This is a genomic window from Chamaesiphon sp. VAR_69_metabat_338 (genome assembly GCF_031423935.1).
GTDB lineage: Bacteria > Cyanobacteriota > Cyanobacteriia > Cyanobacteriales > Chamaesiphonaceae > Chamaesiphon.
In genome coordinates this window covers 1-2,258 of the sequence record NZ_JANPGM010000291.1, presented here as the reverse complement: position 1 = coordinate 2,258, position 2,258 = coordinate 1, and the positions used below count along the sequence as shown (strand labels likewise).

The 2,258-nt window shown below is 47.4% G+C and carries 4 protein-coding genes; 1 reads left to right on the top strand and 3 read right to left on the bottom strand.

What is annotated here, in order from left to right; all coding sequences use genetic code 11:
* Window positions 1-662 (bottom strand): M48 family metallopeptidase (locus RMO84_RS08530; RefSeq protein ID WP_310488041.1); only part of this gene is annotated, 662 nt, incomplete at its 3' end.
* 11 nt (window positions 663-673) lie between these two features.
* Here RMO84_RS08530 and RMO84_RS08525 point away from each other — a divergent pair.
* Window positions 674-835, top strand: coding sequence for a hypothetical protein (locus tag RMO84_RS08525; protein ID WP_310488040.1), 162 nt, complete (start codon window positions 674-676; stop codon window positions 833-835).
* A gap of 44 nt (window positions 836-879) precedes the next feature.
* On the opposite strand, the gene RMO84_RS08520 is transcribed toward RMO84_RS08525, so the two are convergent.
* Both RMO84_RS08520 and RMO84_RS08515 read right to left on the bottom strand, forming a co-directional pair.
* Window positions 880-1,311 (bottom strand): hypothetical protein, encoded by a 432-nt coding sequence (locus tag RMO84_RS08520; protein ID WP_310488039.1) that lies wholly within the window; start codon window positions 1,309-1,311, stop codon window positions 880-882.
* A 164-nt stretch (window positions 1,312-1,475) separates the two neighbouring features.
* Window positions 1,476-1,832, bottom strand: a complete 357-nt coding sequence (locus RMO84_RS08515) for an iron-sulfur cluster assembly accessory protein (protein ID WP_310488037.1) — start codon at window positions 1,830-1,832, stop codon at window positions 1,476-1,478.
* Window positions 1,833-2,258 lie beyond the last annotated feature (426 nt).

The following is a 2,258-nucleotide window of genomic DNA, read 5'->3' as shown; positions in this document are numbered from 1 at the left end:
AGGAAGGCATCGACGTTGAGTAATGGTGCTAATTGTGGTGAACCACCAGAGAGCTTCATCAATACCGAAATTACCGTTTTGGGATCTTGGCTGACGAGTAATGCCGCTCGATCGCAACTAAACTCGGCACAGCGGAGCCATTGCAGCATTTGGGCTTGAAGGTTCTGGGCGATCGAATTCCCGATTCCTGGGACTAAACCGCCAGTAGCAAGAACGATGATATTGGCGAGGGTGAGATAGACACCGTGTTCGCATTTGAGATGCCCCAATTCATGGGCGAGGACGGCTTGAAGCTCGGCGGGGGTAAGTAAGTCTACGAGTGAGGTATGGACGACAATAAACGGCTTCTTGCCCCGTACGGCCATCGTGTAGGCATTTGGTGCGGGATGTTGCTTGAGGTAGAGTTGGGGCACTTCCAGATCGAGAATCTGACAAGCTTCGACTAATAATTTGTGAATATCGGGCAGTTGGCGATCGCCGATCAGCACGCTCGCGGCAATATTATTGAGATAAAGAAAGTCTTCGGTGATGCCACCGAGGAAGTTCCGCACCAATAGATCTAACCCGGGAAGTCGGCGGAGGCTGGTGGTAGCTTCTAAGTCCAGCGGGTGGCGAAAACGATCGGCTTTAAGACCGATTAATTGAGTTTTGGGATTTAACATTGGTGAGGATAATGAATTACGAACGCAGATCGGCAAGGTGGCAATACTTGGATTGGCAAAATCGAGACGATCGAAAATCCAAACTGAAAATTCTCGCCCACCTGACAGTAAGCTTGAAATTTAATGCTCTAGGCTATTTAGGCACTGCATCATCCTTAAATTCTAACGATTAAGCGATGACCGATGGTAGGCTCTGCTAGCGAAAATTATCGCTCTGTTAATCTTCAAAAATTAACTTTTCAATCCGCTTGAGACTCGCCCAATCCGGTTTGCGAGTAAACCCATCTTTGAAATTGGTGACTACCTGATCGCGGACTTCAGGAGCTGCTTCAACCATGCTTCTGGCCATTTCGATATGCTCGCGCACGCCAGATTGTTTGATTTCGAGCATCGCAGCCGCCAGATTGATCCGTGTTTGGGCGTCGAAGGGATCGATTTTCATCGATTTCAAAGCGGCTTTGATTGCGAGTTGCGGCTTATTTTCCAATAAGTACAACCAGGATAAACACGTCCACGCGCTATCGAGTTTTGGCGATCGATTGCAAACATCCACAAAAATCGGGATTAGCTGGGCTGGACTTTTTTCTCCAGTTTGATAATCTTTAATTGCATTGTCGAATAATTCAGCAGGATTTAGGGTTTCAGCCATGAGTTAGGGGATAGGGGGAAGGGGATGGGGGATAGGGTTTAGAGGTTAGGGGATAGGGCTTGGAGCATATACAAGGTGTGAATTAACGTTATTTACGTAGCCACTCAATTTGCAAGGCTAATTACGATAAAAACTGCTATTCCCTATTCTCTATCCCCTATTCCCTAAACTGCAAAAGACTTGCCACAACCACAACTTTGAGCGGCGTTGGGGTTGGTAAATTGGAAACCGCCACCGATCATCGCGTCGCTGTAGTCGAGGACGAGACCATAGACGTATAGCATACTCTTGCGATCGCAGACTAGCTTAAAACCGCTATAGTCGCAAATTTCATCATCGTCGCGAATCTGGCTGGGATCTTCAAAGTCCATCACGTAGGACATCCCCGAACAACCGCCTTGGCGAACGCCGACGCGCAAACAGAGGTCTTTGCCTTGTTTTTCGCGTAATGCCAGCACATGCGAGAGCGCATTGTCGGTCATCTGGATACTGGGTGGTTTTGCTGTAATTACTTCAGTCATGACCTTGGATAAACTCCTAACGAACGAGCGACGGTAAAATTCATCATTGCGGACAAATTCACACCTAAAACTTAAACCTATAATCTATGTTAACTTCTCTGACCCGATCGGTGCTGACTTCAAATTAGCGAATAAGATCGGAGTGGCGATGAGAATAGATACATTTATTCCAGAATCTTAGAAATAGGATACAAACCGAGCAGTCGTCAGCGGCGATCGTCTGCGTATAGACGATTCTCTTGCAGAGAGGCTACGCCAACGAGTTTCGACCGGACGTGCTCGACTGCTCGCTGACGCTTAAAGATTTTTAGGTGCGATTTTTGATGATGACAGCGATCTATGCTGCCACTCAATCACGGCTCTCGTAGCTCCGCCAATTTCTCGCTTACGCTTGACGATTCTTAGGTGCAATTTGATTATGACGGC

Bases quoted from the DNA above. Each gene is read 5' to 3' on its own strand.
- RMO84_RS08520 (WP_310488039.1), bottom strand. From the start codon at position 1,311: ATGGCTGAAACCCTAAATCCTGCTGAATTATTCGACAATGCAATTAAA.
- RMO84_RS08525 (WP_310488040.1), top strand. From the start codon at position 674: ATGAATTACGAACGCAGATCGGCAAGGTGGCAATACTTGGATTGGCAA.
- RMO84_RS08515 (WP_310488037.1), bottom strand. From the start codon at position 1,832: ATGACTGAAGTAATTACAGCAAAACCACCCAGTATCCAGATGACCGAC.